This is a genomic window from Aeromonas sp. CA23 (assembly GCF_002587065.1).
Classification (GTDB): domain Bacteria; phylum Pseudomonadota; class Gammaproteobacteria; order Enterobacterales; family Aeromonadaceae; genus Aeromonas; species Aeromonas bestiarum.
This window is the reverse complement of sequence record NZ_CP023818.1, coordinates 501,435-528,116: the sequence shown is the minus strand read 5'-3', so window position 1 is coordinate 528,116 and position 26,682 is coordinate 501,435. Positions and strand designations below refer to the sequence as shown.

The window sequence follows — 26,682 nt, the reverse complement described above, 5'->3', positions numbered from 1 at the left end:
CACCAGTGGCCATATCTCATTAATGAGGCGTCGGTCTGCTGACAGTTGCTGAGCAATAATATCGCGGCATCATCGAAAATCATGACTCCAGCTTGATCCAGATGATGCCGCATAACAACACACGTTAATGTAGGTATATACGAATGAACGCTAATAAAATCTTGGTTGCTATGGGTGTTGGTTCCATTCTGCTGTGCGGCTCCGCCGTTGCTGCCGGTGGTGCTGGTTCAGGCAAAGTCACCTTCAACGGTGAAATCATCAACGCTCCTTGCTCCGTTGCTCCCGAGTCTGTTGATCAGGTTGTAGAGATGGGCCAGGTCAGCACCAAAGAGCTGGTCAATGGTGGTGAGTCCAACTCCAAGCCGTTCAGCATCAAGCTGCTGAACTGCGAAATCTCCGACAAGGAAGATGCCGTCAAGGTGACCTTCAGCGGTGCCTCCGAGCATGATGGCCTGCTGGTGATCGGTGGTGGTCAAGCTGCCGGTGCTGGTATCAAGATGAGTGCGCCGGGTGGTTCTGCCATCGTGCTGGGTACCCCGACTGCAGCCTTCAACCTGGTAAACGGTGACAACGAGCTGCCCTTCAGCGCCGTGCTGAAAGGTTATTCCGATCAGACCGCCAACCCGCTGCAGGCCGGCGCTTTCACTGCAGTGACCAACTTTACTCTCTCCTACGAGTAATTGGCTGCCTTAACGTGTGACAAGGGTTGTGGTGGTGCGAACCACCACAACCTCACACATTCTGTTTCCTCGTATCGAACCTTGATCATGAAAACTTCAATGATGGTGCCGGTAGTGCTGCAGATGGTGATGATGGCGGGGCCTGTTCTTGCCAATGAGATCACGGATGGCCTGGCTGAATCTGGGTGTACTCTGGATATTTTGCACAGCATCCCCCAGCAAGAACAACACCAGGGCACGCTGAAAATCAGCGGGTGTCAGGCTGAAGGCACATCACTGCCTTTTATTGCCATGTCCGTGCACAGTGCCATGAGCGATGAATTGAGCATCATCAGCAATGGCCAATATTACAAGGTATCCGGCGAACGCTTTATTGTCTCGGATATTGTCAACAGCGATCTGGAATTCAATTTTAAAATAAACGGCAACCAGCTGTTTGTTTCAGATAGAACGACGCTGTTTGAGCTCGATTATATGTAAGCAAGTCCATTGCTTAGTGTAGATACCTCATTAATGTGAGACCGTTATGCCATCCCTAGAGTAAATTTATGAGCGTTTCAACATCAAACTCTGCAAGAAAAAAACATTATTCAAAAATGGCTTTTATGCTATGCGTGCCCGGCCTGATGGCGGTGGCAAACCACGCATGGGCAGAAACGGAGTTTAATATTGATGCGCTCGATCTGGACGAACGGACCAAGATCGACCTCTCCCAGTTTGCCGACGAAGGCTACATCCTGCCCGGTGACTACTACCTCGAGATCGAGGTCAACAAGAACAAGCTGCCTCTGCAGAAGATCCCTTTCTACGAGACCAATGCCGGCAAGAGCAAAGGCGGGGTTGCCTGTCTGCCGCAAGAGGTGATCCCCAAGCTGGCGCTGACCGATGAGGCCATCGCCAAGATCGATACCTGGCACGATGGCCAGTGTGCCAACCTGCTGGCTCTGGACGGGGTCGTGATCTCGAACGACATCGGCAATGGCCTGCTCAGGATTGCCGTGCCCCAGGCGTGGATGAAATACAGCGACCCCAACTGGATTCCACCGGAGCAGTGGGATGTGGGTATTACCGGTCTGATGCTGGATTACAACATCAACGCCCAGGTCAATGAAGGGAGTGACTATTCCAATAGCAATATCAGCAGCTATGGCACCCTGGGGGCCAACTATGGCGCCTGGCGCCTGCGTGGTGACTATCAGGCCAGCTCTTATTGGGGTGATGATGAGCGGTCGTCAGCCGAGCTGAATCGTATCTATGCCTATCGCCCCTTGACCGACATGGCGGCCAAGCTGACGGTGGGCGAGCAGCAGCTCAACTCCCAGCTGATCGACGGCTTTCGCTACACGGGCGTGAATCTGGCCAATGACGAGCGCATGCTGCCGCCGAGCCTGCAGGGTTATGCGCCCGAGGTGAGCGGCATCGCCAAGACCAACGCCAAGGTCACCATTTCCCAGTCCGGCCGCATCATTTATGAGACCAACGTGCCAGCCGGCCCGTTTCGTATTCAGGGGCTGGACAGCTCGGTACGCGGTCGGCTCGATGTGCGGGTAGAAGAGCAGGATGGCAGCGTCAGCTCGTTCCAGGTAGACACAGCGACAGTCCCCTACCTGACTCGTCCCGGCTATGTCAGATACAATCTGGCCGTCGGTGCCCCCTCCGAGCTGGGGGATTCCGCCCACGACGTGCATGGCCCGGCCTTTGTCACCGGCGATTTCTCCTGGGGGGTGGCGAACTCCTGGTCACTTTACGGCGGCAGCCTGATCGCCGGTGAGTACAACTCCATGGGGCTGGGTATAGGTCGCGACCTGTATGCCTTCGGCGCCATCTCCGCCGACCTGACCCAGTCCATTGCGAAGCTGCCGGGCCTGTCCACCAAGATTGGCCAGTCGGTGCGCGTGAACTACGCCAAGCAGTTCGATGAATACAACAGCGCCATCACCTTCGCGGGTTATCGCTTCTCCCAGCATAACTTCATGACCATGTCGCAATTCTTGAGCAACAAGGATCGGCTGGAGAACAACAATACGACCTCGAGCGATGACTACAACACCTGGGGTGACAAGGAGCTATATACCATCACTGCCAACAAGACCTTCTGGGCGGATGATACGGCCAAGGCTCTGACAATCTATCTGGACTACACCCACAGAACTTATTGGGCTCACGATGCCGAGGACCGCTACGGCCTCTCCATCAACAAGAACGTAAACATCGGCAGCTTCAAGGATGTCTCCGTCTATGTATCGGCCTACAAGACCAAGACCGAGAACTACGAGGATGACAAGAGCGTCATGCTGACCCTGAGCATGCCGATTGGGGACAGGAAGAGCGCGGGATACAGCGTGCAGTCCTCCAACGGCAAGGTTACCCATCTGGCCACCTATCAGGATTACAGCCGGCCGGATGATACCTATCAGCTGGGGGCCGGGGTACAGAGCAACGGCCACGCCGTGGCGCGCGGCTACTACAACCACAACGGCGATGTAGGTGCCGTCAGCCTCAACGCCTACAGCGTGCAGAGCGAGTACACCTCGGTCGGAGCCAGCCTGCGCGGCGGTCTGACGGCGACCGAGCATGGGGCGGCGCTGCACCAGGCGACTCGCCGCGGCGGTACCCGCATGATGGTGGACACCGACAAGACCTCAGGCGTCTCTTTCAACAATGGCCGCGCCGTGACCAACCGCTTTGGCGTCGCTGTGATCAGCGACATGACCGACTATCGCAAGAGCGACACCCGGATAGACGTGGACCAGCTGGGCGATGACATAGATGCCATGAATGCCATCAAGCAGGGGACCCTGACCGAAGGTGCAATTGGATATAATGCCTTCGAAATGGCCGAAGGGTTCAAGTTGCTGGCCAATGTCAAACTGCCCGATGGCTCAGTACCGCCGTTTGGTGCCACAGTCGTCAAGGATTCCGGTCGGGTGCTCTCGGTGGTGGATGAGGATGGCCTGGTCTATCTGACCGGGGTGAAACCGAATGAAGCGTTTGAACTCTCCTGGGGCGGGGCTCGCCAGTGCCAGATAGTGGCGCCGCAAGAAGTAACCGATCTGTCGATGAAGACTCTCACTTGCAAGTAATGGGATACCGATGAAAAAGCTGCTCTCTTATACCTGTCTGGCCGTGCTGGGCATGACCTCGCTCAACGTCAGTGCTGCCATAGTGCTGGATCGTACCCGTGTCGTGTATCCGGGCGGTGCCAAATCCATCAGCCTCAACATCAAGAACGAGAACCAGAAGCTGCCCTACCTGGCGCAGGCCTGGATTGAAGACACCCAGGGACAGAAGATATCTTCTCCCTTCGTGATATTGCCGCCGGTACAAAGGGTGGATGCCAACCAGAAGTCCATCGTGCGCATCGCCAGCGTGCCGGCCATCGACAGCCTGCCCAAGGATCGCGAGTCGATCTACTACTTCAACCTGCGCGAGATCCCGCCCAAGAGCGAGAAGAGCAACGTGATGCAGATTGCGGTGCAGTCCAAGATCAAGCTGTTCTACCGCCCCGAGGCCATCCTGCCCGAGCGCGGCGCCATCTGGCAGGATCAGGTGCTGATCACCAAGCAGGGCAAGGCCCTCAAGGTCAACAACCCGACACCTTACTACATCACCTACGTGGGCCTCGGCCATCCGCAGGGCAAGGAGCGGACCACCATCAAGGGTTTCTCCGCCTTTATGGTTGCCCCCAAGTCAGAGCAGACGGTCACCATCCCGGAAACCCTGGGCAATGAATTTGTGATCAGCTACGTCAATGACTACGGCGGATATATGGATATCAAATACCAGTGCACAGGCAATGCCTGTAAAGCCGTGAAGGAGAGATAAAGATGATATTGCGTACCGGTGTACTCGGTATCATGCTGTTGTCTATGCCCGCATTGGCTATCAATGGTGAAGTCAGGGCCGACACAAAAACCTATGATATTGAGCTTAAAAAGGAAGACATCGTTAACGAGACTGGTAAAGAGAAAGAGTTCAAGTGGAATCTAAATGGGACCTATCCGGGGACGGCATACTGTCCAGAAAAAGATATTGAAAGTCAACCCTTCTATTACCAAGCAAGGATGAGCGCGGGTCTGCCCAGTGTCGGTGGTGGATATGTAAAGTTGAATGAGTTTCTGGACCTCAAGGTCGATATCTGGATTGCGGGGGGGCGTAAAGCCTATGTTACGGCTCCTTTCAATGAAGAGTCTAATAATGCGTTCTCATATAGTTGCGACAAGAAAAAGGGTTATGCTGATTTTAACTTCGCTAGTGGTAGCGAGGGAAAGGTGACCTTTCGCGTTCGCAAACCAATCATCAATGGTGTGCAAATCGCCGACCATGAAATAGTCGAGATGTTTGGCCGCTTGGGTAACCGGGGGGCTGGCTTCAACGATAATGTCATGTCCAGGATCGTTATCAAGTCCTCAGTATTATATGTGCCAGAAAAATGCACTATCAATGGAGGGCAGACGATTGAGGTCGAGTTTGGTGACTTGCCTGGTTCCGGGTTGGATGGCAACAACTTTGAAAAAACAGTACCACTTAACTTTGTGTGCAGTGGCGGTGTATTTGACAAAGGAGCATCACTGAAAATAAATCTCGCCATTTCTGGCAAACCGACCTCGTTTAGCCAGAACTATCTGAGAACAACGCGAGATGGATATAAAGGCGGTGATGTTATCAAGGATCTTGGTATCAAATTCAAACAGCTGGATGGCTCGACACTGAATCTGAATGATTGGTATCCGGTTTCCATGCAGGGAAATATCGGCGACTGGGGTTTTATTGCTGCCCCGATAAGCCCTGCCGGTGCAGAGGTCGCTGCGGGTGATTTCTATGCAACCGGTACGATCGTTGCGTCATTTCAGTAGGAGGGGATATGTTGCGCTTAGTCTATTGCGGGTTGCTCATTATCCCTTTATGGGTCAGTGCTGCGGCTGACGATCTTGAACTCTTGGGTGGAGCGCTCAACCTGCATGGCCGGATCATCGATCAACCGTGCGTGATTGCCCCCGAATCGGCGGATCAGTCGGTCGATATGGGGGTGGTCGATGTCAGGGAGCTCTATGCCAATGGGGGTGGGGTCCAGGTGCCCTTTGTCATCCGCCTGACCAACTGCAAGCCGGGTATCTTCCGCATGGCCAAGGTGACCTTTACCGGCTCGCAGGATACCCAGCTCAGCGGCGGCCTGGCGTTTTCGGCAGGCGCCGCCAAGGGCGCCGGCATCCGCCTGTATGATGTTACTCAGTCCCCCTTGAACCTGGGGACGCCCTCCCGTGGTTATCTGCTAGGCGGTACGACGGAGAATGAACTGCAATTCTCTGCCCGGGTGGAAGGGCATCCGGACGCACTGTCCGCCAAGCAGATCCAGCCCGGCGATTATACCGCCGTAGCCAATTTCATCGTGGCTTACGAATAGACTCAGAGATCATTGTGCTGAACGACCTTTGAATTGCCGAGACTGGGCCAGGTGATGACGCCGCCCAGATAATTGGAGAGGTAAATGCCGCCCGGCAGCTGAATGAATTGTGCCGTTTGCTTGGGGGGCGTCAGTGCCGCCACCAGGGTCGCCACCATGCCATTGCTGGTCAGCGCCTGTTGGTCAATAAAATTGACTATGGTATTTTTCACTTCGATGGAAATATCGCCGTCATCTCGCTCTATATCCCCGACAGAATCCAGATTAAATAGCGTTTGAGCCTTGTCGTCGGTTGCGATTACGGTCGCCACCACAATTTCCCTGTTCATGGTGACAATGAATTTGTTCTTTCTGGTCATCTCCACCCAGTTATCCGGTGCCTGACAGCTGCTGTGGTATCTGACTGTGGTATCTGGATTGTGGTAATAATTGTGGGAGACATTTTTTCCCTGCTGTGCCATGGTCGTGATCACGCACTGCAACTCTTCGGCGATGGGGTGGCCATTGCGCAGCATGAATATATTTTCCGATAGTTGCTGGTTTTTATTGTCGATCGAAAAATAACTGATGGCTTCCTTGCCGACAAGAATGGATACCTGCTCGTCAGCATAATGAGGAATGCGTTTTATCGGTGGCAGCAGCGTATCAATCTTCAATTTCAGGGCGCTTTCGGTATCGCTGGTCATGTAGAGAGAAACATGGCTGAGATTGATGGTTCGCAGGGTATTTGCCATGACATAGTTATATATGATCAGCGCCAGTGCAGTCAGTGATATCAGCAGCAGTGCAAGCAGCATGATGCGCTTCGGGTTGAAATAGCGATCGTATTTTCTGCGAGAATATTGTCGTCTGGCCCGCGGTGAGGCTGCGGGTGTTTCTGTCCTTTCCTCCGTATTTTCGGCCTCACCAATGACCTCAATGGGTGCACAGAAGATATAACCTACCCTGGGGATGGTATCAATTGAGTTCAGCAAGCCAAATGATTCCAGTTTTCTCCTCAGGGAGAGGATCTGTCGATTAAGGTTGGTGTCGGTATTATCCTGATTTGGCCACAAGGCTTCCTGCAGTATGTTTCTGGGAATGACACTGCCTGCCTCATCACACAGCATTTCGAGCAGCTCGGCTTCTTTGTTGCTGAGCTTGATGTCCTTTTCTCCCTTAGAGAGTCGGAATATTGCTGCGGAGAAAAATATCTCCTCTGCAATTTTATAAATTTTGTTACTCATGTGTGACTCGCCTTACTGCCAAGGAGTGCATTTTACCACCATGTCGCAGTTGTTCAAATAACGCCAAATTAACAATTTCCTTTACTATCAATCGATTATATTTCCATCGAGATACTGGGCGAGGGACATGGTACTACAGTCGATTAATTTGGTTCAAAAAATGCTCAAAAAGATGACCAATGATGTAATCGTTCTCACTCAGGATGACGACGGAGGGATAATGTTGGCCTTGAGCGGGGTTTCTCTTGAATAAGGTGCATACAGACGGCTCCTGCCGTGTCGGAAACTGTCGTATGACGCCTTATTGCTTGAAGATAGATGGCTGATGCAGCTTTCGCTGTGGCTTGAGCGCCCCGCCCATGTCGGGCCAGGGTTGCCAGAGGTCGGGCACCATGAAGCCGGGCAGGGTGGCGCGGATCCAGGCGGCCAGCTCCGGATAGGGCACAGGCTCGCCATGCCAGTCGATGAAGGCGGCGGGGCGTTGCCCCCACTCGTCGCTCGGCATGGGCACCACCAGTGCCTGCGCCACGGCGGGATGATCCACCAGCCGCTGCTCTATGGTTTCGGGCTGTATGTTCTCGCCCCCCGAGATGAACAGATTGTCGATCCGCCCCTCCACCACCAGCTCGCCGTCGGCGGTGATATGCCCCTTGTCGCGGGTGTGAAACCAGCCAGCCTCGTCGAGCGGCCTCTCCAGTACGCCCGCCTTGAAATAACCGGCAAACAGGGTGTCACCGCGCACGCAGATCTCATCTTGCTGGATGCAGACTTCCCGCCCCGGCAGCGGTTTGCCAACCACGCCAGCGGCGGATGGCTGGCCGGTGCAGACCTGGCTGCCCATCTCGGAGAGGCCGTAACTCACCTTGGGGGTGAGCCCCATGGCCTTGAGGCGGCTCACCAGCGGCTCGGGGATGGCGGCGCCGCCGAGCAGCAGCTCGCGCAAGCGGGTGCGGGCTGGGTCGAAGCCCTCTGCCAGCAGCCGCCAGAGCTGGGTCGGCACCAGCGAGAGGTGGGTGATGGGCTGGCGTTCGAGGCGCGCCTTGAGGGGCTGACTGCGATCGTCGAGCACCAGGCTGGCGCCTGCCAGAAAGACCCTAAACAGGATGGCGTAGCCGCCGACGTGAAACAGCGGCAGGGAGAGCAGCCAGCCGCACTCTTCATCGAGCGGGATCAAAGACGCCGAGCCCCGTGCCGAGGCCAGGTGGTTGGCGAGGCGATGCACCACGGCTTTCGGTGTGCCGCTGGAGCCGGAGGTGAGGATCATGTTGTTCAACTGGGCAGGCGCGAGCGGCCAGGGCTGATCGGCCGCCGCCAGTTCAGTGTCGAAATCCAGCCGCAGTGGGCACCCGCTTCCCGCCTGAATGTCGTCGGCCGACCAGCCGGCGGCCACGTCCAGCTGCTGCGCCAGTTCGGCCTGTCTGGCCGCAGGAAAGGCGGGATTGAGCGGGCAGAAGACGATGCCGCTGCGCACGCAGGCCCAGGCCAGCAGGACGTCCGGCAGGGCGCCGCGTACCACGGCAGCCAGCCGGTCGCCGGCTTTCAGGCCAGCCAGCGCCAGCTGCCGGCAGAGGCTGTTGAGCCGTGCATCCAGCTGCTGATAGCTGAGGGGCTTGTCTGTGTGGATGGCGATGCGCTGGGGAGATATATGTGCCCAGTAACGCACCGGGCAGGGTTCCAGGGGGAAGTGATGGTCAGATGTCGGCAGCATTAAGGCCCCTTCAGTCACGGTGAAACAGGGGCTCCAGCAGGCCAGGATCGGGTTTGCCTTGCTTGTCCAGCAGATCGCTTGCCAGCCAGCGTTTGGTGTCCAGGCCCGGCGCCTGATCCGGCGCCCACTCACCCGCGAGACGGGCGAGCTGGCCGAGGCCGACCCCGGACTCGAAGCAGGAGGAGACGATCACTTTCAGGCGCAGCTCGCGGGCGCGGGCGACCAGGGCCTCGCTGTTGGCCAGCGAGCCAAGCAGCATGGGTTTGAGCACCAGAGCTCTCAGCTGCGGGATGGGCTCCCAGGGCTTGCCCTGTGCCAATAGCTCGTCGATGGCCACCGGCATGCCGGTGCGGTTTGCCACGAAGGCGATATCGTCAAAGTTGGCGCAAGGGTCTTCCAGATACTCGATCCGGTTCGAGTCCAGGTGACCGCAGAAGGCCCAGGCCTCCTCACGGGTCCAGCCCTGGTTGGCGTCCAGCACCAGCTTGAGGGTGGGGATGCGATCGCACAGCAGGCGGATCAGCGCCAGCTCGTCGCGCATGGGATAACGGGCCACCTTCAGCTTGGCCTTGGTGGGCGTCTGATGCAGCCAGTCCTTCCAGTGTTTGAGCAGCTCCTGGGGGGAGCCTTGAATGAGGGGATAGGGCTCGGGCAGGGTGGCCGTCTGTTCGGGCCAGACCCGCCGCGCACAGTCCAGACCAAATTGCACCGAGGGCAACAGGGGCGCTATGGGCTGCCCCTGAGCCAGCTGCTCCAGACAGGCGAGCGCTTCGGCTTGCGCCTCGGCCAGGGTCTCTCTGGAGAAACCGGGCAGGGGGGCTATCTCCCCCCAGCCCTTGTCGATGCGAACCAGCAGGCCCTCTCGCGCCACCTCCACCTTGCCGTGAAAGGTCAGGGGCTGGGTAAAAGGCAGTTGGTAGCGATAGAGAGCGAGTTTCATCAGGGATTCCGCTTGTATTTGGAGAAGTCGGGACGGCGTTTCTCGTTGAACGCGTTGCGCCCTTCCTGACCCTCTTCGGTCATGTAGAACAGCATGGTGGCATTCCCCGCCAGCTCCTGCAAGCCGGCCTGGCCGTCGCAGTCGGCGTTGAGGGCCGCTTTCAGGCAACGCAGTGCCATCGGGCTGTTCTGCAGCATCTCGCGGCACCAGCGCACGGTTTCGCGCTCCAGCGCGGCCAGCGGTACGACTGTATTGACCAGCCCCATGTCGAGCGCTTGCTGGGCATCGTACATGCGGCAGAGGAACCAGATCTCGCGAGCCTTCTTCTGGCCGACGATGCGCGCCATGTAGGAGGCGCCCCAGCCGCCGTCGAAGGAGCCGACTTTCGGGCCTGTCTGGCCGAACTGGGCGTTGTCCGCCGCTATGGTCAGATCGCACATCATGTGCAGCACGTGGCCGCCACCGACCGCGTAGCCGGCCACCATGGCCACCACGGGTTTCGGGCAGGTGCGGATGTCGCGCTGGAAGTCGAGCACGTTGAGGTGATGGGTGCCTTCGTCATCCTGGTATCCGCCGTAGTCGCCCCGGATCTTCTGGTCGCCACCGGCGCAGAACGCCTTCTCGCCGAAGCCGGTGAGTATGATGGTGCCGATATGGTCGTCATAGCGGGCATCGGCCAGCGCCTGCAGCATCTCTTTGACGGTGCGGGGACGGAAGGCGTTGCGCACCTGGGGACGATTGATGGTGATCTTGGCAATGCCATCGTCGGACTTGTGATAGAGGATGTCCTCGTAACCGGTGGAGCAATCGCGCCACTCTATCGGTGCATACAGTTCTGCTTCCGTCATTGCCTCAATCATCTATTTTTCCTTCTGTTGTAGTGCACAGTGAGCAATCGCGTCATCCGAAACAGGTGCGTACAGCTCCGCTTCCGTCATTGCTTCAATCATGCGCACTCTCTTTTTCTTGTTGGTGATAAGCCCGCAACGCCGGCTCAGGTAAAGGGTGTCATGCCGTTTTATGGCGTGTTCACAACCCACTCCCGCAGGAGTTGGGCAAACGTCTCGGGCTGGCTGGCGTGCAGATTGTGGCCGCCATCCAGGGTCAAGTGATTGATATTGCAGCCCTGCTTCACCAACTGGCAAGCCAGCTGATGGAATTTGTGATCCCGGCTGCCGGAGAGCCAGGTCACCGGCAAGCGGGTACCGGCCAGCGGTTCTGCTCTTAGCCAGGGGGCGAGATCCGGCTGCTGGCCCAGCGAGGTGGCGCGCAGCATGCTAGCGACGGCTCTGCCCTCGTTGCCAAGGCGGCGAGCTATCTGGCGGGCGCGGGCCGCCTCGTCGAGATCGGCGAACACCCCTTGCCGATACCAGTCGGCCAGCACTTCTGTCAGCGGTTCGCGCTCGAAGCGCCGGGCCCAGCGCTCGTCGTGTTCGATGCGAGCGGCCCGCTCGGCCAGCGGCAGGCCGGGATGGCAGTTTTCCAGCAGCAGGGCCTGCAATCCGGCGGGGGATCGGCTGGCGTGATAGAGGGCGAGCCGCCCGCCCAGCGAATAGCCGGCCAGTCGGTACTGCTCGATGCCGAGTGCCTTGAGCGCATTACAGAGCCACTCATGGGCTTCTTCGAAGCCGCTCAGCCGCAGATGCTGGTTGTGGCCGTGGCCCGGCAGATCCAGTCCATGGCAATCCATCCCAGGCAAGGCTTCGATCACCGGCTGCCAGTCGTTGGCATCGCCGAGCAGACCGTGCAGCAGCACCAGGGTTGGCTGGTCAGTGCTAGATGCCACGGATAAGGGTTCCCAAGGCTTTCAGATCTTCGGCCACCTCGCTGCTCGGTACCTTGATTTCAATCAGGGTTACTTTCTTTTCCAACGCAGGGTTTGTCAGGGCTGCGCCGTAGGCCTGCTCGAATTCAGCCAGCGTGGTTGGTGCCCGATAGTGGAGGCCGAACATGGCGGCGGCATGCTCGAAGTGCAGACCGTGGGGCAGGCAGTAGTAGGTCTCCAGCAGCCGATCGCCGATGGGCACAGGCAACATGCGAAAGATGCTGCCGCCGTCGTTGTTGAGCAGGATCACCACCAGCGGCCGGCTCGATTTGCCGAGCAGGGCCAGGCTGTTGAGATCGTGCAGGGCGCTGAGATCGCCGATCAGCAGGGTCGTCGTCTGCTCGCTCGACTGGGCGAAGCCATAGGCGCTGGCGATCAGGCCGTCGATGCCGGAGGCGCCGCGGTTGGTCATCACCCGACTCGGTCCCTTGCCCGCTTCGCCGAGCATGTCCATCAGCCGGGCCGGCATGCTGTTGCCGACGAACAGCTGGCCTTGAATGAGGGAGCCCAGCCGATGGCAGACGCCGAGCTCGGAGAAGCGATCGCAGGCGCTGCGGATCTGGCGGGTGGCGCTCTGCTGGCGCTCTGCCAGCCGGTGCCAGGGCAGGTGGCGAGTGCTCACCTTGTGGGTCGCGGCGAAGGCGGCGGGCTCGCACACCAGACGGCGGCGCAGCCGGTAATCGGGGTCGAGCCGCGCCGGCTGCGGATCCACCAGCCAGTAATCCTGCCAGGGGTGCTGCTTGATGAACTGGCCGAGCCGCTTGGAGATGAGGCGGGCACCGAATTGCAGCAGCACTTCGGCGCGAGCCAGCTCGGCCACGAAGCAGCTGTTCTGCAGGGCGAGATCCATGTGGATGAGGTTGCGGGCATCGAAGCGGATCTGGCTCTGCAGATCCGCCAGCAGCGGCCAGCCGAGGCGCTCGGCCAGCTCGGCCACCAGCTGCGCCTGGGCGGGATCCTGGATGCGGCCCGCGACTATGACGCCACGCTTGCCCTGCAAGGCCGCCCAATCCGGCTGGCGGGGGCAGATCTGCTCGTTCTGCTGCCAGGGGCTCCAGGGTTCGCTGGAATGGAGCCAGTCACCGAGGGGGGCCAGGTAGTCGCTGAAGTCTTGATATGCGTCGCCGGGGTAGAGCGGTTCCGGGTACATGCAGTTGAAGTGCACAGGCCCCGGCGTCAGCGCCTGCTGGGCCAGCGCCTGATCCACCGAACTCAGCACGAAGGCCGCCGGTATGGTCGGGGTGGGGCTCGGCAGGTTCTGCTGATAGACGGGGTAGCGACCGAAGATCCCCTGCTGATCGATCGCCTGGTTGGCGCCGTTGTCGATAAGCTCAGGCGGGCGATCGGCCGAAAGAATGATGAGCGGCACACCGGTCAGCTGGGCTTCCGCCACCGCCGGCCAGAGGTTGGCCACCGCCGTGCCCGAGGTCATGATCACCGCCACCGGTCGGCCGCTACCCTTGGCCAGCCCCAGCGCCATGAACCCCAAGCCCCGCTCGTCAAAATGGAGGTGGCGACGAAAACCTGGGTGGGCGGCGGCAGCCATGGTGAGCGGCGCCGAACGTGAGCCCGAGGCCAGCGCTATGTCCCGCACGCCGAGGCGATGGAGCTCTTCCAGCAAGAGGGAAGACCAGACGTGATTGAAGGTGGCATGTTGACTGGCAAACACGGGGCTCGCAAACATGGGGCTCTCGCTGAATGAGGGTCGATGGGAAAACGCTATCCCAGCAGGGAGAGCACGTTGGCGATCTTGTTGTCGAGTTCGGCCCACTCGGCGGCGGGCTCGGATCCCGCCACTATGCCGGCACCGGCGAACAGTGTGATGGTCTGCGCCGTGACGCGGGCGCTGCGGATGGCGACCGAGAATTCCGAGGTCTCCCGGCTCAGCATGCCGCAGGCCCCCGCATACCAGCCGCGCTGGTAGGGTTCACATTCGCGGATAAAGGCCAGTGCGGCTTCGCGCGGGGCGCCGCCCACCGCTGGGGTGGGGTGCAGGGCGTCCAGCAGTTGCCAGTCACAGACCCCGGGGCTGAGTTCGGCCTCTATGTCGCACTTGAGGTGTTGCAGCAGCCGCAGTTTCAGAATGCGCGGCTCGGTCAGGCTGGCGCCCGTGGTGAGCGGTGCCAGCCGGCTGAGGATGTCGGCGTGCACCAGCCGGTTCTCCAGCCGGTTCTTGCTGTCGGCCAGCAACTCTGCGGCCAGGGCCGCGTCGGTCGCCTCGTCGCCGGAGCGGCGTATGGTGCCCGCCAGCGCCTCGGTGAAGAGGTGGCTCCCTTCCCGGCGGTAGAGCCGCTCGGGGGAGCAGGAGATGAAGCTCTGCTCGGGGGAAAACTGAAAGCCGAAGTGGAAGCAGTCCTGGGCGTGCTGTGCCCACTGCGCCAGCAGGGACCAGGGGCAGAGGTCATCATCGTGCCGCGGGCGGGAGAGCAGGCTCTCCCGCGACAGCACCACCTTGGGGGTGTGCGCCTGAAAATCGGGCGCCGTCACCCGCTCGACCAGCGTCTGCCACTGGGCTGGGCCCGGGCAATCCTGGCGCTGCCAGCTGTGGGGTTGCAACGCAGGCAGGGTCGCCTCCGGTTGCAGGGCCGCGAGGGCCGCCTCGGCCGCCTGCAGCTCGGCATCCAGATTGCCGTCGGTCAGCCAGAGATTGAGGCAGAGGCTGACACACTCGCCTCTGCGCACCAGCTCGATGCGGGGCAGCACGAAGCGGCAGGGGCCAAAACCCTGCCAGCCGGGCTGAGCGGGATCGAACGCCAGTCCGCCGTAGTAGCGCGGACTGTCGTCGTGGGGCTGGCCCGTGTGCGCGCAGACTTGCTGTATGTCCTGCGGCCGGGTCAGCTCGCGAATGCAGCCCAGCGCCACGTATTCGGGCTTGTCGTGCCCTCTGGCATGCCAATAGATACGGGGGTAGAGGGTCTGCGCCGCGAGCCAGCCCAAGAAGGAGTCGACCTCGATTGCCACGCGCAGCCGCACGAAGCCGCTGGCGTTGCCGTGACGCAGGGCGTCCAGTTGTTGCTTGATATGGGTCTGAGCCAACATGGATTTCGTCTATGAGCCGATAGTGACGGTCAATCCTGCAGAAGGATGCCGTTGGTTTATGCCAAAGGAGCGATTATTCCTATATATTATCTGCCCATTCGTCCATGTAAATCGCCCGGGGAGCTGACTCCCGAGGGGCCAAGTATACCGAAATCCGGTTCGATAACCCTTAACACGATCAATATCTGATTGTTTGGCCATCACAATATGACAAATACCTTCTCTATCTGGTTGCTGGCGGCGCGTTTGCGAACACTGCCGCTCGCGTGCTCCTCCATCTTGCTGGGATCCGGGCTGGCGGCCAGCCGTGGCGCCTTCGATGGCACTATCATGGTGCTCTCCCTGCTGACCGCCATACTGCTGCAGATCCTCTCCAACCTGGCCAACGATTACGGGGATGCAGTCTCCGGTGCCGACAATGGCGAACGGATCGGTCCCCAGCGCGCCGTGGTCTCGGGTCTCATCACCCAAAAGCAGATGTGCATGGCCATGGCGTTGACCGCCCTGGCCGCCGTGGTGAGCGGCCTCGCCCTGCTGGGCTGTGCCTTCGGCGATCAGTGGCTGCAGATCTTCACCTTCGTGGTGCTGGGCGGCGCGGCCATAGTCGCGGCAATCACCTACACGGTGGGCAAGACCCCTTACGGCTACCGCGGGTTCGGCGATATCTCGGTGTTCCTGTTCTTCGGTCTGCTGGGGGTGCTCGGCTCTTACTACCTGTTCACCAAGACGCTGCAGTGGGATCTGCTGCTGCCGGCCACCGCCTGCGGCCTGCTGGCGACCGCCGTGCTCAACATCAACAACGTGCGGGACATAGAGACGGACGCGGTCAGCGGCAAGATCACCCTGGCGGTGCGGCTCGGTCGCAACCGCGCCATCGCCTATCACTGGCTGTTGCTGGGGGCGGCGCTGATCAGTACCATCGCCTTCCTGCTGACCCAGCCCGCCAGCTTCTGGCCCTGGATCTTCCTGCCTGCCATGAAGCCGCTCACGGACGCCGCCAAGACATTGCGCACGAGTTTCGATGGCGAGGTGCTGACCGGCGCCCTCAAGAAGACCGCCATCAGCGCCTTCCTGTTCAGCCTGCTGCTATCCATCGGGCTGGCACTCTCCTGATGGGATGATGATGCATGAAAGGCTCCGAACAGGGGCCTTTTTTGTGGGCATCCCCGCCGGTTTTTCCAATCATTTCAGTCTCATCAAGATCGCCATTCCCCAAACAGCCGTGATCCGGTCGGCAATATTGAGAAATTCTCCGACCAGCGAGTTGAGTTGTGACGGGCCCCGATTGTAGCGCCAGAGCGATTGCTATAGAGATGTAACCGTATCTGGTTGCACATGTAAAAATCGATGGCGGGAGCAGACTGATGGACAAGTTAGGGAAACACCTGGGATGGGGGCTGATGGCGCTGGTGGGCGCCAGTTCGCTCGGCTATATCGCCCTCAACCGGGGCGAACAGATAAACGCACTCTGGATCGTGGTCGTGGCTGTGTGCGTCTATCTGATTGCCTATCGCTATTACGGCCTGTTTATTGCCAAGCGCGTGCTGGCGGTCGACAGCACGCGCATGACACCGGCGGTGCGTCACAACGACGGTCTGGACTATGTGCCGACCGACAAGAAGGTCTTGTTTGGCCACCATTTCGCCGCCATCGCCGGCGCCGGCCCCCTGGTCGGTCCCGTGCTGGCGGCCCAGATGGGTTATCTGCCCGGCATGCTCTGGCTGCTGGCCGGGGTGGTGCTGGCGGGGGCGGTGCAGGACTTCATGGTGCTGTTCGTCTCCACCCGTCGGGATGGCCGCTCCCTCGGTGAGCTGGTCAGGGCTGAGATGGGGCCCACGGCGGGTGTCATCGCCCTGGTCGCCACCTTCATGATCATGGTGATCATACTGGCGGTGTTGGCGATGATAGTGGTCAAGGCGCTCGCCCACAGCCCATGGGGTACCTACACTGTGGCCTTCACCATACCGCTCGCCATCTTCATGGGGATCTACATCCGCTACCTGAGGCCGGGCCGCATCGGCGAGGTGTCTGTGATCGGTTTGGTGTGCCTGATTTTTGCCATCATCTCCGGTGGCTGGGTGGCCGAGAGCGAGACCTGGGCACCCTATTTCGACTTCGACGGCGTGCAGCTGACCTGGATGCTGGTGGGCTATGGCTTCGTCGCCTCCGTGCTGCCGGTCTGGCTGCTGCTGGCACCCCGTGATTACCTCTCCACCTTCCTCAAGATCGGTACCATAGTGGGCCTCGCCATCGGCATACTGGTGACCCAGCCGACCCTGCAGATGCCGGCGCTGACCCAGTTCATCGACGGCACAGGTCCGGTCTGGGCCGGGGATCTCTTCCCCTTCCTGTTCATCACCATCGCCTGTGGTGCCGTTTCAGGCTTCCACGCGCTCATCTCGTCCGGCACCACCCCCAAGATGCTGGCCAACGAGGATCAGGCCTGCTTCATCGGTTACGGCGGCATGCTGATGGAGTCCTTCGTCGCCATCATGGCGCTGGTGGCCGCCTGCGTCATAGATCCGGGTGTCTACTTCGCCATGAACAGCCCCATGGCTGTGCTGGCGCCGGCAGGCACCACAGACGTTGTGGTCTCCGCCGCCGCCGTGGTGAGCAACTGGGGCTTCCAGATCACCCCCGAGACCCTGACCCGCATCGCCAGCGAGGTAGGTGAGCAGAGCATCATCTCCCGTGCCGGCGGTGCCCCGACCCTGGCGGTCGGCATGGCCTACATACTGCACGGTGCCCTCGGCGGCCTGATGAACGTCGCCTTCTGGTATCACTTCGCCATCCTGTTCGAGGCCCTGTTCATCCTCACCGCCGTGGATGCGGGGACCCGGGCGGCGCGCTTCATGTTGCAAGATCTGCTGGGGGTCATCTCCCCCTCCCTCAAGCGCACCGACTCCCTGCCGGCCAACCTGCTCGCCACCGCCCTGTGCGTGCTGGCCTGGGGTTACTTCCTGCATCAGGGGGTGGTGGATCCCCTCGGCGGCATCAACACCCTGTGGCCGCTGTTTGGCATAGCCAACCAGATGCTGGCGGGCATGGCGCTGATGCTCTGCGCCGTGGTGCTGTTCAAGATGAAGCGTCAGGCCTATGCCTGGGTGGCGCTGCTGCCCACCAGCTGGCTGCTGATCTGCACCCTGTCTGCGGGTTGGGAGAAGACCTTCAGCGACAATCCCAAGCTCGGCTTCCTGGCCATAGCCAACAAGTTCCAGGCCATGATCGACAGTGGCACAATCCCGGCCCAGTACACCGAATCCCAGCTGGCCCAGCTGGTGTTCAACAACCGGCTGGATGCAGGGCTGACGGTGTTCTTCATGCTGGTGGTGGTGGTGCTGGCCGGCTTCTCCCTGAAGACGGCCCTCAAGGCGCTGAAAAATCCGCAGCCGACCGCCAACGAGACACCGTATCAGGCTATGCCGAAACAACCGGGCGCAACCCGGCCCAAGTCTGACGACGATGCTGACGACGGCGAGCTGGCCCCCAGCCTCAAGTAAGTCAGCAGGCCGGCACCCGCGGGTGCCGGCTCTTCATCGACGGCCTTTAAGGAGTTTGCATGTTCGATACCCTGGCCAAGGCGGGCAAGTATCTGGGGCAGACCGCCAGACTCATGGTGGGTGTGCCCGATTACGACAACTACGTGCAGCACATGCGGCTGACTCATCCCGAGCAGACCCCCATGAGCCACGACGAGTTCTTTCGCGAACGCCAGGATGCCCGCTACGGCGGCAAGAATGGCGGGCGCTGCTGTTAGGTTTCACGTCACAGGACTTCCACCATGACGCATGCTGTCGCGGTCATCCTTGATTGAACGGTTTTCTCGGCTCTGGCCGGATATAGCGGACAGTGCGACTAGCCCCCTCACCACAGGACTCCCATCATGACGAATGCTGTAGCGGTCACCCTGCTGACCGGTTTTCTCGGCGCCGGCAAGACCACGCTGCTCAACCACTTTCTGCGCCACCACGCCGACGCCTCCGTGGCCATCCTGGAGAACGAGTTCGGCGCCGCCAACATAGACGGCGCCCTGCTGGAGGGAGGTGAGGGGATAAGCGTGGTGGAGCTCAGCAACGGCTGCGTCTGCTGCAGCGTGCGCGGTGAGTTTCGGGCAGCGCTGAGCGACCTGCTGGCCCGACGGGCGGCGGGGGAGCTGAGGTTCGAGCGGCTGATCGTCGAGACCACGGGGCTCGCCGATCCGGCCCCCATCATCCAGACCTTCTTTGTCGAAGAAGAGTTGCGCGATGCCTTGCGCCTGGATGCCGTCATCACCCTGGTCGATTGTGAACACATAGGCCGCCAGCTGGACGAGCATCCGGTGGCGGCGGCCCAGATAGGTTTTGCCGATCGCATCCTGCTCACCAAGACAGACCGGGTGGACGGGGCGACGCGGGAGGCGGCCATAGCGCGAGTCCACGGCATCAATCCCAGGGCGCAGATCCTCGACATAGTGCAGGGGGAGTGCCCGGCCGAGTGCTGGCTGGATCTGGATGCCTTCAGCCTGAGCGATGAGCTGAGCCTGAGCCCGGGCCTCAACATAGTGCGGGCCGGACGCCAGGGCTTCGAGGCGTTTCGCCCGCTTTCGGCCCGGCCGCGCTCCTGGCAGGATGCCATCTCGGCCCAGCTGTTCGAGGGGGGCGAGCTGGATTTGAAGCAAATCGGCGCCTTCATGGAGCAGTGCATCGAGTTGCATGGCAATGACATGCTGCGCTACAAGGGGGTGCTGGCCATCGCGGGCGAATCGCGCCGCCTGATAGTGCAGGGGGTACACAGGGTGGCGGGGTTCGATTACGGCTCTCCCTGGGAGGAGACGCCTCCTCAATCTCGGCTGGTGATCATCGGCCGCTACCTGCCCGTCGAGGCACTGCGGGAGGGGTTTGCCCGGACGCAAGCATGAGGGAGAAAAGCACATGCGCGGATCATTGAAAAAGAAAATCATCCAGGTCTGCCACCAGAAGATTGCGCAGAAGGGGGAGGCGGTAGGTGTCTCCTTCTATGCGTTTTTTGCCAACCGCAATGACGACCCCGAGTTGTTGATGGAGGCGGCGACCTGGTGGATCCAGACCCAGAGGCTCGACCATTTCGAGAAGGCGCGGAAGATCATAGCGCTGGTCGAGGCGATGGAATAATAGGGGAGAATGAAACAAGAAGGGCTCCTGATGAGGAGCCCTTCTTGCTTACCGCCACGGTGGGCGAGCGGCCTCAGCCGGCTTGCGTCAGTCCAGCCGCACGGCGGGAGAAGATCAGGCTGTCCAGCAGCCAGATGACGACCATGGAGGCACCCACCAGCGGGAAGCAGATGCCGAGCAGTACCAGCACGGCGATGGCGCCGCGCATGGGGGGCAGTTTGGCCGGCAGCGGCGGCGCCGCGAGACGACCCTGCGGACGGCGGCTCCACCAGATCCAGAGGCCGCTCACGGCGCTCAGCAACACCATCAGGCAGATGAGCAGCATGGCCAGCTGATGGGGCCAGCCGTAGAGCTTGCCGGTGTGCAGCATGACGCCGGTTTCCACCGTCTTGGCGACCAGGCCGTAATCCTGCCAGCGCACGTCGGACAGCACCTTGCCGCTGTACTGATCTATGTGCAGGGTGGCATCGTTGCGCGGATCATCGGCGAACAGGGCTATGGTGTAGACGCCGCTCTTGCCGGCCGGCGGCGTGATGCTGTAGCCCGGGGTGACCAGGCGCTCTCTGGCAATCTCCACCACCTGCTGCAGCGGGATGCGGTGCTCGGCCATCACCATCCCCTCGTGTTCCCCACCATGGTTCATGGCGCTGTGATCGTGCCCTTCCGCACTCTGTGGCATGGCCGTGTCCGCCATCGCCATGGAGCCAATCTCATCGGGCGTGACCGAGCTCGGCATGGGGGTGCTCTCCATCGCCCAGGGCACAGTTTGATCGTGGGCCTGGTTCAGGCTGCGGGCAAGCGGTGCTGATGCGGGCACCTGGTTCCACATGGCGGCGGGGAAGCGGTTCCAGACGTTGGCGAACTGATCGCCCCAGAAACCGGTCCAGGTCATGCCGCTCAGCAGCAACAGCAGCAGGAAGCCCGCACCCCAGAAGCCGACCACGGCGTGCAGATCGCGCCACCAGAGGCGTCCACGCTGGTTCATTCTGGGCCAGAGGATGCCGCCCACGCCGGGCCCCTTGCGTGGCCACCACAGATAGAGGCCGCTGATGAGCAGCACTATGCCCCAGCCTGCGGCCAGTTCGATCAATCTATCCCCTGTGGTGCCGAGCAGCAGCTCGGCGTGCAGGGCGCGGGCCACCGCCTGCAGATTCCATTGGTTGTCCAGGGTGCCGAGCAGGGCGCCGCTGGCGGGATCGAGGAACAGGGTCAGCTCGCGGCCCCCCTGGCGGACGATGAACTGGGCGCTGGCATCCGGGCTGACCGGCGGCAGGTACTTGCTCAGGCTGGCGTCCGGCATGGTCACCATCGCCTTGACCAGCAACTGATCGGCGCTCAGGGACTGGCTGGCAGGCATCACCTTCATCAGCTCGGGATACATGAGATTGTCGAGCTGGGGCTTGAACAGGTACACAATGCCGGTGAGGGAGAGCAGGATCAGGAAGGGGGCGACGAAGAGGCCGGCGTAGAAGTGCCAGCGCCAGATCCGCTGGTAGTGACTCGAGTCCCGGTTTTTCATCTCTGATCCTTGCGTTGATGACCAACGTTTCCGCTGGTGGAATGTTCATGGCGGCGCGGATGATAGCAGCAACGTTTTGTTAACTGCAACAGAACATGACGGGAGGGGAGGCCGCTCCATATTGCCTGGGCATCTGTGCCGGCCAGGGGCTGGCTGGCGGTGGGACAAGGGGTTGGCCATGCGCAGTGGCATGGACTTTGTGTAGATAAATCCTTACCTTGTTGCAACATGCCACCGTTTTGGTGCAGTGGGAAAGGATCCAAGGAAGGAGACTGGCGTGAAGTTGCAACCACACGGCCATTTTGAGATGCAGCGGCGAGGACAGGTGCTGATCTGTCAGCCAAGCGGCCCCTTCAACCTGGCGGGGGCCATGGCCTATGAGGCCGCCTTCAGCCGGCAGATAGCGGAATTGCGCGATGCGCCCTGGGGGCTCGTCGAGGTAGCGACCGAGTTTGAGGCGGCAGGGCCCGAGGTGCTTGCCCGCTTTCGTCGCCAGTTCGGCTGGTGCGCCGTCAATGGCTGCGCCTTTCTGGCGGTGGTGCTGGCAGGGAGCTTCAAGCAATACCTGGCCGATCAGATCTTCAGCGAGCTGCCATTTCAGGCGATCCGCTACTTCGAGCAGACAGACGAGGCACTGTGCTGGCTGGAGCAGCGGCTGGCCGCCGATCCGGTTCCGCTCACTCCCGCTTGATAAACCATGTGTCCCGCTCGTCGATACAGTCGGGCTCGCCCATCTCGAACTCGCGACAGATTAAAGGGCGTACCTCGTAGATGCGGCACATCATAGAGGGGCGATCCAGCCGCTCGCTATCCCTTGGTCAACTCAGGTTGATAAACCACTTGTCCCGCGCGTCGACGCAGTCGGGCTCGCCCATCTCGGACTCGCGGCAGATGAGGGGGCGTACCTCATGGATGCGACACATCATAAAGAGGAGCGATCCAGCGCCGCTCGCTATCCCTTGGTTAACTTAGGTTGATAAACCACTTGTCCCGCTCGTCGATGCAGTCGGGTTCGCCCATCTCGAATTCACGGCAGATCAGCGGTCGCACTTCATATATCCGGCACATCATGGTGTTGCGATCCAGCGCCGCACACCAGCCATCTTCCAGCCGGTGCATCACGGGCACCTGTCCCTCTATCTCGTCCACGTAGCGATCCGGCACGCCGGTATCGGTAAACAGCATGACTTCGAGGCGGCAGCAGCAGGCTTCGCAGTTCTGGCAGCTGACGTCGGCTTGGGGTTCTCTGTTCATCTGTGTTGTCCATGCCATGGGAATGGCACATGTGCGATAAAAAACAGGCGCCTGCAAAGGCGCCCGTGCTGTGGTTCGTGACGAGTCGGGCAGCTGCGCCGCCCGGCTGCATCGTTAACCCAGTTTGCGGGCGCGGTAGGTGCGCCCCTTGATCTTGCCTTCCTGCAACCGCTTGAGGGCAGCGCTCGCCACGCTGCGCTTCACCGCCACGTAGGAGTACTGCTCGGAGATCTGGATCTTGCCAACATCGGCCCCGGCAATGCCGCCTTCGCCGGTCAGGGCGCCCAGGATGTCACCGGCCCGCACCTTGGTCTTGCGGCCCGCATCGATGGAGAGGGTGGCCATCAGCGGCGCGATCGGTTTGATCTCGCGGCCAATCTCGGCCAGATCCCCTTGCGGGATGGGAGCTTGCTGGTACTCCTCGATAAAGTTGACGCGCTGGGCCTCGTTTGGCTGATACAGGCTCAGGGCCAGACCCTGCTGGCCGGCGCGACCGGTACGACCGATGCGGTGCACGTGCACCTCGGGGTCATAGGTCAGCTCGAAGTTGATGACGGCGCCCAGCTCCTTGATGTCCAGACCACGGGCGGCCACGTCGGTGGCCACCAGTATGGTGGCGCTGCCGTTGGCAAAGCGCACCAGTACCTGATCCCGCTCGCGCTGTTCCAGGTCGCCGTTCAGCGCCAGCGCCGAGAAGCCCTTGGCGGCCAGATGATCGGCCACGTCGTTGCAGGCCCGCTTGGTGTTGCAGAACACCACGCAGGAGCTCGGCTGGTAGTGGCTCAGCAGCCAGGTCAGGGCGTCGAGGCGCTGGCCGGCCGGCACTTCATACAGCTTCTGTTCGATGGCGCTGCCTTCGTGCAGGGACTCCACGCTCACCTCGACCGGGTTGCGCTGCACGCCGCGGCTCATCTGGGCTATGCCCTCCGGATAGGTGGCGGAGAACAGCAGGGTCTGGCGGCGCTCGGGCGCATGGCTGATGACTTTATTGATGTCTTCGCCAAAGCCCATGTCCAGCATGCGATCCGCTTCGTCCAGCACCAGCGTCTCCAGGCTGGACAGCTCCAGGGTGCCCTGTTCCAGGTGCTTGAGAATGCGGCCAGGGGTGCCGACGGCTATGTGGGCACCGAAGCCCAGAGTGGCGGACTGAGGCGCGGTCGGGGTGCCACCACACAGGGTCACCAGCTTGACGTTCGGCAGGGCGCGGGCCAGACGACGGATCTCCTGGGCCACCTGATCCGCCAGTTCGCGAGTCGGGCAGAGCACCAGCGCCTGCACATCGACGCGGTTGACGTTAAGCCGGGAGAGCAGACCCAGGGCGAAGGCGGCCGTCTTGCCGCTGCCGGTTTTTGCCTTGGCGATCAGATCTTTGCCATCGAGCACCAGGGGCAGGCTCTGGGCCTGGATCGGGGTCATCTGCAGATAACCCAGACTGGCGAGGTTCTCGAGCAGGGCGGGGGAGAGGTTGAGGCTGCTAAATTCGCTGTTGTTCACAAAAGGACTCTATTTCGGAGAAAACGGGGATGCGCTAACGCTAAGGCCGCGCATTGTACCAGAATGCGGCCTCGGGTGTGGCGGATTTTTGAACGCCTGAGCAAAGGAGCCTGGTGAGGCGCGTGCAGTAAAACGCGGGCGATTTCCCGTTTGTGTGCACGGAACAGAATGCAAAACAGCGTCAAAAATAGTGCGACTAAGCCGGCGTCGTTCATCGCAAATAAGATAAACGTTTGTCACTCTGGTTTGATTAAATATTTTTGTCTTAAATTTAACCTGACCGCTACGACGGGGCGGCCAGCGTTTTAAGCAGATGTTGATATTGTGTTGTGATAGGTCTTTCTGGTTGAGATGTTTATTTGTAACTGGCTGTTTATTATCTATTTTTATATTTATTGAACAATGATTAGATGCCGCAATGAGCGTTTAATTAATTTAAAAACGTTTGTATTATCCAACATGCATATTTTTACCGCAGATTGTGATGGCTATCTGATTTTTAAATATGCAAATGTCTATGATGGCGCCGGTCAAAAATAACAATTCACTCAGGTGCTACTGGTATGGAATACGTTCACTTTGTGCTCGGACTCGTGATGGTCCTCGCTCTTGCTTTGCTGGCTAACCGCCACAACTGGAAACAGATCAAACTGCGCTATATCGGCCAACTGCTGGTGGTCGAACTGGCGCTGGCCTGGTTCATGCTGAACTCCGAAGTGGGTCTGGCTGTGGTGGGTGGCTTCGCAGCCGGCTTCACCAAGTTGATGGAGTTTGCCAAACAGGGTACCGACTTCGTGTTCGGTGGCCTGGTCAACGAAGGGGCCTTCTCCTTCTTCCTGATGGTGTTGATGCCCATCGTCTTCATCTCCGTGCTGATCGGTATTCTGCAGTACATCCGTCTGCTGCCCATCGTCATTCGTGGCATAGGTACAGTGCTGGCCAAGATCAACGGCATGGGCAAGCTGGAATCCTTCAACGCCATCAGCTCCATGATCGTCGGCCAGTCCGAGAACTTCATCGCGCTCAAGAACACACTGCCGCACCTGAACGAGAAGCAGATGTACACCCTGGCGGCGACCGCCATGTCCACCGTCTCCATGTCCATCGTCGGTGCCTACATGCAGCTGATCGAGCCGCGTTACGTGGTGGCCGCGCTGGTGCTCAACATGTTCAGCACCTTCATAGTGCTGTCCCTGATCAACCCGTATGAGCCGGACAACTCTGTCACCGACCTGAAAGCCATCGCTGAGGGCGACGAGCACCACACCCCGAAGAAAGAGAACTTCTTCGAGATGCTGGGCGAGTACATCATGGCCGGTTTCTCCGTGGCCGTGATCGTGGCTGCCATGCTGGTGGGCTTCATCGCCCTGATCGCCCTGGTCAACTACCTGTTCGAGCTGGCGTTTGGCGTCAACTTCCAGTACGTCATGGGCTACCTCTTCTACCCGATCGCCTGGATCCTGGGCATCCCGGGTGGTGAAGCGCTGCAAGCCGGCTCCATCATGGCGACCAAGCTGGTGACCAACGAGTTCGTGGCCATGATGGACTTGGGCAAGATCGCTGCCGAGCTCTCTCCGCGCACCGTTGGCATCCTCTCCATCTTCATGGTGTCATTCGCCAACTTCAGCTCCATCGGCATCATCGCCGGTGCGGTAAAAGCGCTGAACGAAGAGAAGGGCAACATGGTCTCCCGCTTCGGCCTGAAGCTGGTGTACGGTTCTACCCTGGTGAGCCTGCTCTCCGCCGTGATTGCCGGTGTGATGCTGTAACTCATCCACCCGCTCTCACCATGACAAACCCCTGCCTCGGCAGGGGTTTGTTTTTTTCAGGGGGGAGCAAAAGAGCTTCCGGCCAATCCGCAGTCGCGTCGGGTCTGGGCCCGCTCAACCGGCCCAGTGGTTCCAGTAACCGGCGGCCAGCAGGGTGAGGGTGCAAAAGCCGGTCTCGACGGCCCCGCCGCTCTTGAGCGGCCAGCCCGGCAGCCGGTAGCGCCGCTTGAGGGGCCAGAACAGCGGTATGCCGGCCGGGGTGAGCCAGTCTCCCAGCAGGTGGCTGAGGTAGCCGATAATGAGCGCATCCTTGACCCCGACGGGCAGCAGTTCGGGCACCAGGCTCTGATCCAGCCCCCACACTGCCACGGCTACCGCCAGCAGGCTGTGGGTGAAGCCGCGATGACCGAACAGCCGTGACAATGGCTTGGAGATCCAGGGCAGCCGCTGACCCAGCACGGACTTGGGGTGGTCGAGATCCGGCAACAGGGTGCTGGCCAGCGCGGCGGGTATGGTCTGCCACAGACTGGCATCGGCCAGGGCCGGCGTGAGCTGGAACTTGTGGGCGAGCAGGGTGCAGGTGACGGAAAACAGCAGGTGCCCTTGGGCTGTCATGGTGGCTTACGGCATGGAGAAATGGCGGCGCATCTTACCAGTGTCGCGGGCCATTGCAGCAAAAAACCGGGGCCGGCGGA

The 26,682-nt window shown here is 60.3% G+C and carries 24 protein-coding genes and 1 pseudogene; 13 read left to right on the top strand and 12 right to left on the bottom strand.

Going from position 1 to position 26,682, the window contains the following annotated elements:
* Positions 1–143: 143 nt before the first annotated feature.
* From CK910_RS02445 to CK910_RS02420, 6 genes are all read left to right on the top strand, one after another.
* Positions 144–680: a fimbrial protein gene (locus CK910_RS02445; RefSeq protein WP_065401982.1), complete on the top strand. Its 537-nt coding sequence runs from the start codon at positions 144–146 to the stop codon at positions 678–680.
* A 99-nt stretch (positions 681–779) separates the two neighbouring features.
* The gene (locus CK910_RS02440) at positions 780–1,160 is read left to right on the top strand and encodes a hypothetical protein (protein WP_172955418.1); all 381 of its coding nucleotides are present in this window, start codon (positions 780–782) and stop codon (positions 1,158–1,160) included.
* Between the two features lie 68 nt (positions 1,161–1,228).
* The gene (locus CK910_RS02435) at positions 1,229–3,763 is read left to right on the top strand and encodes a fimbria/pilus outer membrane usher protein (RefSeq protein ID WP_098980886.1); all 2,535 of its coding nucleotides are present in this window, start codon (positions 1,229–1,231) and stop codon (positions 3,761–3,763) included.
* A gap of 10 nt (positions 3,764–3,773) precedes the next feature.
* Positions 3,774–4,505, top strand: coding sequence for a fimbrial biogenesis chaperone (locus tag CK910_RS02430; RefSeq protein ID WP_098980885.1), 732 nt, complete (start codon positions 3,774–3,776; stop codon positions 4,503–4,505).
* 2 nt (positions 4,506–4,507) lie between these two features.
* Entirely contained in the window at positions 4,508–5,536 is a 1,029-nt protein-coding gene (locus CK910_RS02425; protein WP_098980884.1) for a fimbrial protein, read from the top strand.
* Positions 5,537–5,544: 8 nt separating this feature from the next.
* Positions 5,545–6,084 (top strand): fimbrial protein, encoded by a 540-nt coding sequence (locus CK910_RS02420; RefSeq protein WP_098980883.1) that lies wholly within the window; start codon positions 5,545–5,547, stop codon positions 6,082–6,084.
* Positions 6,085–6,086: 2 nt separating this feature from the next.
* Here the strand turns inward: CK910_RS02420 and CK910_RS02415 are convergent, their stop codons facing one another.
* The 7 genes from CK910_RS02415 to CK910_RS02385 form a co-directional block, all read right to left on the bottom strand.
* Positions 6,087–7,310 (bottom strand): winged helix-turn-helix domain-containing protein, encoded by a 1,224-nt coding sequence (locus CK910_RS02415; RefSeq protein WP_098980882.1) that lies wholly within the window; start codon positions 7,308–7,310, stop codon positions 6,087–6,089.
* Positions 7,311–7,611: 301 nt separating this feature from the next.
* Positions 7,612–9,018: an AMP-binding protein gene (locus CK910_RS02410; RefSeq protein WP_098980881.1), complete on the bottom strand. Its 1,407-nt coding sequence runs from the start codon at positions 9,016–9,018 to the stop codon at positions 7,612–7,614.
* A 10-nt stretch (positions 9,019–9,028) separates the two neighbouring features.
* Positions 9,029–9,958, bottom strand: coding sequence for an o-succinylbenzoate synthase (menC, locus tag CK910_RS02405; protein ID WP_098980880.1), 930 nt, complete (start codon positions 9,956–9,958; stop codon positions 9,029–9,031).
* Complete coding sequence (gene menB / locus CK910_RS02400; protein ID WP_098980879.1) at positions 9,958–10,818, bottom strand: 1,4-dihydroxy-2-naphthoyl-CoA synthase; 861 nt, start codon at positions 10,816–10,818, stop codon at positions 9,958–9,960. Before menB ends, menC begins: the two co-directional genes overlap by 1 nt.
* 158 nt (positions 10,819–10,976) lie before the next feature.
* Entirely contained in the window at positions 10,977–11,744 is a 768-nt protein-coding gene (gene menH / locus CK910_RS02395) for a 2-succinyl-6-hydroxy-2,4-cyclohexadiene-1-carboxylate synthase (protein ID WP_098980878.1), read from the bottom strand.
* Positions 11,734–13,452: a 2-succinyl-5-enolpyruvyl-6-hydroxy-3-cyclohexene-1-carboxylic-acid synthase gene (gene menD, locus CK910_RS02390; protein ID WP_172955416.1), complete on the bottom strand. Its 1,719-nt coding sequence runs from the start codon at positions 13,450–13,452 to the stop codon at positions 11,734–11,736. Before menD ends, menH begins: the two co-directional genes overlap by 11 nt.
* A 50-nt stretch (positions 13,453–13,502) precedes the next feature.
* Positions 13,503–14,822 (bottom strand): isochorismate synthase, encoded by a 1,320-nt coding sequence (locus CK910_RS02385; RefSeq protein ID WP_098980876.1) that lies wholly within the window; start codon positions 14,820–14,822, stop codon positions 13,503–13,505.
* A 207-nt stretch (positions 14,823–15,029) separates the two neighbouring features.
* Between CK910_RS02385 and CK910_RS02380 the strand changes: the two genes are divergently transcribed.
* From CK910_RS02380 to CK910_RS02360, 5 genes are all read left to right on the top strand, one after another.
* Positions 15,030–15,935 carry a 1,4-dihydroxy-2-naphthoate polyprenyltransferase gene (locus CK910_RS02380; RefSeq protein ID WP_172955210.1) on the top strand — a complete coding sequence of 302 codons (906 nt, stop codon included), beginning with the start codon at positions 15,030–15,032 and terminating at the stop codon, positions 15,933–15,935.
* A gap of 251 nt (positions 15,936–16,186) precedes the next feature.
* A complete protein-coding gene (cstA, locus tag CK910_RS02375; protein WP_216640173.1) occupies positions 16,187–18,322 on the top strand; it encodes a pyruvate/proton symporter CstA in 2,136 nt (711 codons plus the stop codon).
* 59 nt (positions 18,323–18,381) lie between these two features.
* Positions 18,382–18,579 (top strand): YbdD/YjiX family protein, encoded by a 198-nt coding sequence (locus tag CK910_RS02370; RefSeq protein WP_025325546.1) that lies wholly within the window; start codon positions 18,382–18,384, stop codon positions 18,577–18,579.
* A gap of 126 nt (positions 18,580–18,705) precedes the next feature.
* The gene (locus CK910_RS02365) at positions 18,706–19,719 is read left to right on the top strand and encodes a CobW family GTP-binding protein (protein ID WP_098980874.1); all 1,014 of its coding nucleotides are present in this window, start codon (positions 18,706–18,708) and stop codon (positions 19,717–19,719) included.
* A gap of 13 nt (positions 19,720–19,732) precedes the next feature.
* Complete coding sequence (locus CK910_RS02360) at positions 19,733–19,951, top strand: DUF6500 family protein (RefSeq protein WP_042868861.1); 219 nt, start codon at positions 19,733–19,735, stop codon at positions 19,949–19,951.
* A 73-nt stretch (positions 19,952–20,024) separates the two neighbouring features.
* On the opposite strand, the gene CK910_RS02355 is transcribed toward CK910_RS02360, so the two are convergent.
* The gene (locus tag CK910_RS02355) at positions 20,025–21,470 is read right to left on the bottom strand and encodes a PepSY-associated TM helix domain-containing protein (RefSeq protein ID WP_098980873.1); all 1,446 of its coding nucleotides are present in this window, start codon (positions 21,468–21,470) and stop codon (positions 20,025–20,027) included.
* A 277-nt stretch (positions 21,471–21,747) separates the two neighbouring features.
* On the opposite strand from CK910_RS02355, the gene CK910_RS02350 reads away from it, so the two are divergent.
* A complete protein-coding gene (locus CK910_RS02350) occupies positions 21,748–22,161 on the top strand; it encodes a hypothetical protein (RefSeq protein WP_098980872.1) in 414 nt (137 codons plus the stop codon).
* Here the strand turns inward: CK910_RS02350 and CK910_RS24250 are convergent.
* From CK910_RS24250 to dbpA, 3 genes and pseudogenes are all read right to left on the bottom strand, one after another.
* A pseudogene (locus CK910_RS24250) lies at positions 22,148–22,270 on the bottom strand (YkgJ family cysteine cluster protein); the annotation flags it as partial. The gene CK910_RS02350 and the pseudogene CK910_RS24250 overlap by 14 nt on opposite strands.
* 163 nt (positions 22,271–22,433) lie before the next feature.
* Positions 22,434–22,724, bottom strand: coding sequence for a YkgJ family cysteine cluster protein (locus CK910_RS02340; RefSeq protein WP_042868866.1), 291 nt, complete (start codon positions 22,722–22,724; stop codon positions 22,434–22,436).
* A gap of 114 nt (positions 22,725–22,838) precedes the next feature.
* On the bottom strand, positions 22,839–24,218 hold the full coding sequence (dbpA, locus tag CK910_RS02335; RefSeq protein ID WP_043140516.1) for an ATP-dependent RNA helicase DbpA: 1,380 nt from the start codon (positions 24,216–24,218) through the stop codon (positions 22,839–22,841).
* A 563-nt stretch (positions 24,219–24,781) separates the two neighbouring features.
* Here dbpA and CK910_RS02330 point away from each other — a divergent pair.
* Positions 24,782–25,987, top strand: a complete 1,206-nt coding sequence (locus CK910_RS02330; RefSeq protein WP_043140518.1) for a NupC/NupG family nucleoside CNT transporter — start codon at positions 24,782–24,784, stop codon at positions 25,985–25,987.
* A gap of 114 nt (positions 25,988–26,101) precedes the next feature.
* Here the strand turns inward: CK910_RS02330 and CK910_RS02325 are convergent, their stop codons facing one another.
* On the bottom strand, positions 26,102–26,602 hold the full coding sequence (locus CK910_RS02325) for a metal-dependent hydrolase (RefSeq protein WP_098980871.1): 501 nt from the start codon (positions 26,600–26,602) through the stop codon (positions 26,102–26,104).
* Positions 26,603–26,682 lie beyond the last annotated feature (80 nt).